General features: G+C 49.5%; 5 protein-coding genes. All 5 read left to right on the forward strand.

Annotated elements, in window-relative coordinates; translation table 11 throughout:
• Positions 1-210: 210 nt before the first annotated feature.
• Positions 211-2,613: a leucine-rich repeat protein gene (locus G604_RS14505; RefSeq protein WP_196801141.1), complete on the forward strand. Its 2,403-nt coding sequence runs from the start codon at positions 211-213 to the stop codon at positions 2,611-2,613.
• A gap of 436 nt (positions 2,614-3,049) precedes the next feature.
• Entirely contained in the window at positions 3,050-3,943 is an 894-nt protein-coding gene (locus G604_RS0112450; protein WP_155941960.1) for a hypothetical protein, read from the forward strand.
• A gap of 59 nt (positions 3,944-4,002) precedes the next feature.
• On the forward strand, positions 4,003-4,206 hold the full coding sequence (locus G604_RS0112455; RefSeq protein ID WP_028910835.1) for a hypothetical protein: 204 nt from the start codon (positions 4,003-4,005) through the stop codon (positions 4,204-4,206).
• Positions 4,207-4,454: 248 nt separating this feature from the next.
• The gene (locus G604_RS14510; RefSeq protein ID WP_051220416.1) at positions 4,455-5,732 is read left to right on the forward strand and encodes a glycoside hydrolase family 28 protein; all 1,278 of its coding nucleotides are present in this window, start codon (positions 4,455-4,457) and stop codon (positions 5,730-5,732) included.
• Between the two features lie 51 nt (positions 5,733-5,783).
• Positions 5,784-7,010, forward strand: coding sequence for a rhamnogalacturonan acetylesterase (locus G604_RS0112465; protein ID WP_028910836.1), 1,227 nt, complete (start codon positions 5,784-5,786; stop codon positions 7,008-7,010).
• Positions 7,011-7,078 lie beyond the last annotated feature (68 nt).

Here is a 7,078-nt window from a genome sequence, read left to right on the forward strand (position 1 = left end):
AGGTAAGCAAAAAAAATAGTTTTAGCACGCTATCATATCAAGTTCTTTGGTTAGGCAGCGGCATCCGCCTGCCACGGACAATCCCCCTTGGGCCTATCTTTCACTGCCAAGGTAGCTAAGATTGGCAAGAACTTTAGTAACTTCTCTGAATCGCATGGTCTTGGCAATATCATCAAATATATTATTGACCCCAAAAATCCGTATCTTTCTGTGCGCGATAACAGCGATACTACCACTATCTTACTATCTAAGGATGGAAAAGAGCTTCTGAGTTATAACAGCAATCTGAAAAATACTGAATATACGATTCCCGAAGGCGTGGAGACGATTCGGAACCAGGCTTTTAGCGGGGCATGGAAATTAAGGAAAGTTAATATCCCGGCTTCTGTTAAATCAATGTCAATGCCTTTTCGTGGTACGAACATTACGGAAATTAACTTTGAAGATACACAGGATAAGCCTTCAAAGTTAAAAACATTAAATCTAAGGGATATCGGCGCGAAAATTGTGACGCTCACCCTGCCTCGCTCGCTTGAGACGATAAATAATGAAGCTGTGACCACTTCAACGCTTAATACTATAATCATCCCTGATGGCTCTAACCTTTGTACGCTTAATGCGAACTGCTTCAAGGATGCTAAGAACATCAAGGAGTTTCGCTTCGAAGGCTCCTGTAAGCTGAAGACCATTGGAGTCAATGTGTTCAGCTATAAAACAAGTCTTGAGAGTTTCAATGTGCCTGCCAGCGTGACAAGCATTGAACGCGGTGCCTTTATGGGCTGCTCAAGCCTTAAGACTGTGACCTTTGACGACAACAGTCAGCTCGAAACCATCGGCGCCGGTGCCTTCGCAGCCTGCGGCATTGAGAGCATCAATGTGCCCTCTACAGTGAAGACCATCGACCGTGAGGCTTTCCGCGACTGCCAGGCACTGAAGGAAGTACACCTCTCTGCCCAGACCACTTATGTGAGCCCTGAGGCCTTCAAGCACTGCGACAAACTCACCAAGATTACCGTGGACGAGGATAACCCCGTTTACTCCAGCGTGATGGGCATGCTCTTCGATAAGAGCAAGACCACCCTGCTCATCTTCCCTCCGGGTCAGGCACAGAAAGACCTCGTGGTGCTGCCGCCTTCGGTGACTGCCATCGGAGACTATGCCTTCTACGACTGCCCCAACCTCACCAACGTGGTGATTCCCCGCAAGGTGAAAAAGATTGGTAAGCGTGCCTTCGGATTGGACACCAACCTTAAGAGTATCGCCTTCCTCTGCGACTCTGTCATCAATACCGACTCCATCGCCCAGGGCATGAACGAGATGGCTTTCGACAACGGTACACAGGCTGCCGACAACCTCTTTAATCATGTCACCATTTATGTGCGCGCTAACAACGCAAGTGATTATAACAAATCTCCCTTCTTTAAGCAGTTCAAGGCTGCCAAGAGTGAGTTTAAGACCACCTATAATGAAGGTTCTCGCACTTACGATGAGACCTATATGCCGCTGAGCGACAACTCTGTGCAGCTCGTGAGCACCAAGGCCGATGTGAGCACCTATGTATTGAACAAGGTGAAGACCACTGAGAACGGCACCGTGGTGGAACGCAAGGTGAACATGATTGGCGACTACGCCTTTGAGGGCGCCAACGTGAAAACCGTGGTGTGCAAGCAGAACATTGCCTCCATCGGAGCCATGGCCTTCGTGACCAAGACCAAGACGGTGACGGAAAATGGCAAGGACGTGGTGAAGCCCGTGGACACCACCATCAAGAACATCTTCTTCTGCGACAGCGTGCCTGCCAGCGAGCTCTCCTCCAAGGTGTTCCTGCTCAACAAGGACTTCTCGGAGTTCCAGGGCAGCCAGACCATCTATGTGAAGCCCTCTGCCGAGCAGACCTACAAGGAGGCATGGCCCGACTATGCAAGCCTCATCAATACCAAGATACCCGCACCCGAGCTGGGCAAGTTCAACACGTTCTCTTGCGAGTTTGCTACCGACTTCTCTGCCTGCATCGACTCGCTCAAGAGCAAGGGCGTGGACATGGCAGCCTACTATGCCACCCCCGGCAATGCCTCTAAGCTCACCCTCCACCTCGTCAAGGTGGGCGAAGGCAAGGAAGTGCCCGCCGGCACAGGTGTGCTGTTTGCCGCCAAGAACAGCGCCAGCTCGCTGAAGAACCTCTATTACACCATCAGCGAAAACGAGGGCAAGACCACTTCCACCCATACGAGCAAGGCTCCTGCTGCATCTGCCGCTGCATCAAGCAACATCTTCCAGCCCGTGATGGTGGACACCACAGTAGTAAACACCAAAGGCCTCTATGTGCTCGACGGTAACTATCTGAAGAAGGTAACCACCCAGAAGTTAGCCCCCAACAAGGCATACGCCCTCCTGCCCAACAGCACCAGCGAAAAACTCAAGCTCGTGTTCAATGAATTGGGTGATGTGAATGGGGATGGAATCCTGGATGTCACTGATGCATCCGGAATAGTAGGCAAGACACTCGGAAAGCCTTCATCTAATTATGATTCTGATGTTGCTGACTATAATGAGGACTCAGTAATTGATATAACAGATGCATCAACTATTGAATCCAATTATCTGGGAAAATAAGAACTAATATTGAACTAACAATTTAGAGAAAGATATGAAAAAGTTTTTAATGACATTGTCATTACTTGTCTCCGTATTTTGCTACGCAGCAGCAGAGGAGACACCTGTACTCTCTGTTAAGGTTAATAAGGCAGAGGTTAAGAGAAAAGGAAAAGCAAAACTTGTTTTCAGCTTGAAGAACACTGATTATCAAATTGCTGCTTATTCGTTTGACCTTTACCTTCCGAGTGGTATCACCCTTACAACTGATGCTAACGATAAAAATGATGTTGAATATATTAATAGAGCTGAAGGCTTATTACAGCAACCAATGGTAGTAGATCATACTGCTGGCGATGAGTATGCAGCAAAGGATGAACAAGTAGGCAGAGGCCCTTACGCAATTGGTGCTTTGCAGACTTCTACAACATATGTTGCTAAGGGTGAAGGTGAAATCATGACTTATGGAATTTCTGCTGACAATACCATAAAGGATGGTACCTATCCTTGTAAAGTAAAGAAAATCGTGGTCACGGACCCAGATAAGGCGCAGAGCCTCCATCCAGCTGAAGTTGATTTCAATCTCGTAATTAAAGGCGAGATCGTAACCATCGTCCTCGACGAGAACAGCGAGACTGCTCCTACTGCCAATGACGAGGAAGCACCTGTACAGGTGAAGCGTACCATCAAGGCCAACGAGTGGAGCACCATCTGTCTGCCCTTCGCTATGAGCGAGAGCGAGGTGAAGACCGCCTTCGGGGATGATGTGAAGATGGCTGACTTCAAAGGCTGGAAAGCTACCACTACCAATGATATCACGTCGGTGGATCTCGAATTCACTTCTCGTGAGACATCTAAAGGTATTGAGGCAAATAGTCCTTGCATGATCAAGACTTCAAAGGCTATCAGCGACTTCACCGTAGAGGATAAGTTGATTACGCTTCCTGAGGATGGTGATGATCCATCTATAACTATTACGCAAGGTTCAGGTAAGAAAGCTAAGAGCGGATATTTCACAGGTTGTTATAAGAAGATAACGATTGATTCAGAGTATCTGTTCTTCAGTGGTAATAAGCTCTATTATTCTATGGGCAATACTACTATGAAGGGCTATCGTGCTGCCCTTTATGTTCCTGATGTGGCTACTGGTTTTGAAGATAACTCTGAAGCCAAGGTGAACCTCTTCATCGATGGTGAGGAGACCATTACCACGGGTATCGAGGATGTGAATGTAAAGAAGGTGAACAACGGCCGTATCTACAACCTGCAAGGCGTGTATGTGGGCAACGACATGAGCGTTCTGCCCGCCGGCACTTACATCTGCAACGGAAAGAAGTTTATCGCTAAGTAAAATCATACTCAAGGGGGACTTTCAATAGTCCTCCTTCCAAATAAAAATAGAATAAAAAAATGAAAAAGAATTATATAGCTCCTGCAAGCAAGATATACAAAATGCAGATGCAAGACCTCATGGCTGCAAGCGGTAACGGTACGGTAACTACAACTGGTCTTGATGACTTTGACGGCTTCGGCGGTAGTGATGATACCAAAGACCCTGCTTCAAAAGGCAGCTCCTTCGGCGACGACGATAACAATTCGGTTTGGGATGACTAATCCGAAAGGGGTATAAACAATCCCCCAAAGGTTATCATACTATAAAGAATCCCCCACCCCGGCAACTCGGTTCGATAAAAGAATCCCTGTTGCCGGGGTGATTTTTTTTGTTAGAAGTGAAAGCACAGAATGTACAGACTCATTAAATTTTGCTATAAATGCTCAGGTTTTTGAGATTTATCTTGCTCTTCACGCATTTTTCACTTACCTTTGCGGACAGAATAACTAATCTATAGGACATTAAAAAAATGAAGAAGACGCTTTTTCTGCTCTTGCTACTCCTGCCTTTGAGCCTCCAAGCCCGAAAGGCAAAGCAGCTGTGGCCCGACGGCACACCGATTGATGTCTGGTTTAACGATACCTCACGCGTAGACACCGCCAAGCTTGGCCCGCAATACGTGATTACCAACTACGGCGTGAAGACAGACAGCACACTGATGCAGACCGCCGCCATTCAGCATGTTATCGATCTGGCAGCAAGTCGGGGAGGCGGACTGATTGTTGTGCCCCGGGGCACCTTCCTCTCGGGCGCCTTGTTCTTTAAACCGGGCACGAGCCTCTATATTACCGAGAACGGCGTGCTGAAAGGTTCCGACCGCGTAGAGGATTTTCCCATCATACCCACGGCACGCGTAGAGGGACAAACCTGCAAGTATTTCTCGGCCTTCATCAATGCCGACGGCGTGGATGGATTCACCATCTGCGGCCGGGGCACCATCAACGGCAATGGCTATCACTACTGGAAAGAGTTCTGGCTGCGCCGCGCCTGGAATCCCAAGTGCACCAACAAGGATGCCCAGCGACCCAAGTTGGTGTATATACAGCATTCAAAAAATGTAACCGTACAGGACGTGAAACTCATAAACAGTCCCTTCTGGACCAACTACCTCTACCGATGCCATCACGTGCGCTATCTGGGCTGCACCATCTATGCCCCTACCGAAGGCGTAAAGGCGCCCAGCTCTGATGCCATCGATATTGACAACTGCCACGACGTGCTGGTGAATGGCTGCTATATGAACGTGAACGACGACGCCGTAGTACTCAAGGGCGGCAAAGGCACCTGGGCCGACAAAGACTCCACCAACGGCCCAAACAGCAACGTTATCATACAGAACTGCCACTACGGACGCGTGATGGGATGCCTTACGCTCGGCTCTGAAAGCATCTACGACCGCAACATTATCTTGCGCAATTGCCATACCGATGCTGCCAACCGGGTGCTGTGGCTCAAGATGCGCCCCGACACGCCTCAGCATTATGAATTCGTTACCGTGGAAAACATAACCGGATATGCCGACAAGGTGCTCGTGGTGCGCCCCTGGACGCAATTCTATAAACTCGAGGACCGCACCGACATGCCGCTATCGCAGTGCAACAACATCACCATAAAGGGATTGCGCATGAAAGCAGGCAGGTATCTCGACGTAGGGCGGTCGGACAAATACCGGCTCACGCAGTTCACCTTTGCCGACAACCAGGTGGAAGAGCCCAACAACACTTTCGACGCCACCCTCTTTGAATAGCATTTAAACAGCATTTAAACAGCATTTAAGCCATCATTAAAAAAAGAAAGCATGAAACGAAATGTTTTAATACTATACCTTATGCTCACCACCCTATCGATGAGCGCCCAGACTTTTGACTTCGACCTAACCAAGAAGCAACCACCCTACTCCGAGGCCACCGGCTATGGATGGGATTTCGAGAAAGGCGACGCCATGCCCGGCGTGGAAGACCTGTATTTCTCGGTACGTGTGCCCGATGGCAACTACCGGGTTACGCTAACCTTGGGTTCACGCCGCCTTGCCAGCGACACGCAGGTAAGGGCAGAATCGCGCCGGCTCCTCGTGGAGCGCCTGCACCTGAAACGGGGCAAGACCGCCACTTACACCTTCACCCTAACCAAGAAATCGCCTCGCATCAGCGATAACCAGCGCGTACGCATCAAGCCGAGAGAGAAAGACTATTTGGACTGGGACGACAAGCTCACCCTCGACTTTGCCGGCACCCATCCTGCCGTGAGCCATATCCATATAGAGCCCGATACCACCGCCGTAACGGTTTTCCTCTGCGGCAACTCTACCGTCGTGGATCAGAACAACGACCCGTGGACCAGTTGGGGGCAGATGATTCCTCGATGGTTTCAACCCGGCGTAACCATCAGCAACCACGCCGAAAGTGGACTCACCGCAGGAAGTTTCCTGGCACAAGGCCGACTCGACAAGATTCTTGCCATGATGAAAGCCGGCGACTATGTATGCTGTGAATTTGGCCACAACGACCAGAAAGAGCACATGCCCGGGGCCGGAGCCTGGTATAACTTCTCTACAAATTTGAAAATCTTTATCGACCGGGTGCGTGCCCGGGGCGGACACATCATCTTCATTACACCCACCCAGCGCCGTGCTTTCAACAGCGCCGGACATATACTCGAAACACATGGCGATTATCCTGATGCCATGCGGACGGTGGCGAAACGTGAGGGTGTGCCCGTGATAGAACTCCACGACATGACGCGCACCTTTTTTGAAGCACTTGGCGAGGAGGGCAGCACCCATGCCTTGGTGCACTATCCGGCAGGTACTTTCCCGGGTCAGACCAAGGCGCTGGCCGACAACACCCATTTCAATGCCTTTGGCGCCTACGAGGTGGCCAAGATGGTGATGGAAGGGATGCAGCAACTGCACTTGCCTTTCCTCAAAGCATTAAGAGCCGACTGGCAGCCGTTCTCACCGACTCAGCCCGACGACTGGAAACAATGGGAGTGGATTCCGTCTAACCTATATAATTCATACCTCTGACATTTGGGTATAAAAAAAGAGAAGGATATTTTGCCATGTCGGCAAAATTTTGTAACTTTGAAGTATTG

Origin of the sequence: Prevotella sp. AGR2160 (assembly GCF_000424185.1) — a bacterium.
GTDB lineage: Bacteria > Bacteroidota > Bacteroidia > Bacteroidales > Bacteroidaceae > Prevotella.

What these genes read in the sequence shown, in the direction of transcription:
- G604_RS0112450 (WP_155941960.1), top strand. Translation starts at nt 3,050, where the DNA reads ATGACTTATGGAATTTCTGCTGACAATACCATAAAGGATGGTACCTAT.
- G604_RS0112455 (WP_028910835.1), top strand. Translation starts at nt 4,003, where the DNA reads ATGAAAAAGAATTATATAGCTCCTGCAAGCAAGATATACAAAATGCAG.
- G604_RS14510 (WP_051220416.1), top strand. Translation starts at nt 4,455, where the DNA reads ATGAAGAAGACGCTTTTTCTGCTCTTGCTACTCCTGCCTTTGAGCCTC.
- G604_RS0112465 (WP_028910836.1), top strand. Translation starts at nt 5,784, where the DNA reads ATGAAACGAAATGTTTTAATACTATACCTTATGCTCACCACCCTATCG.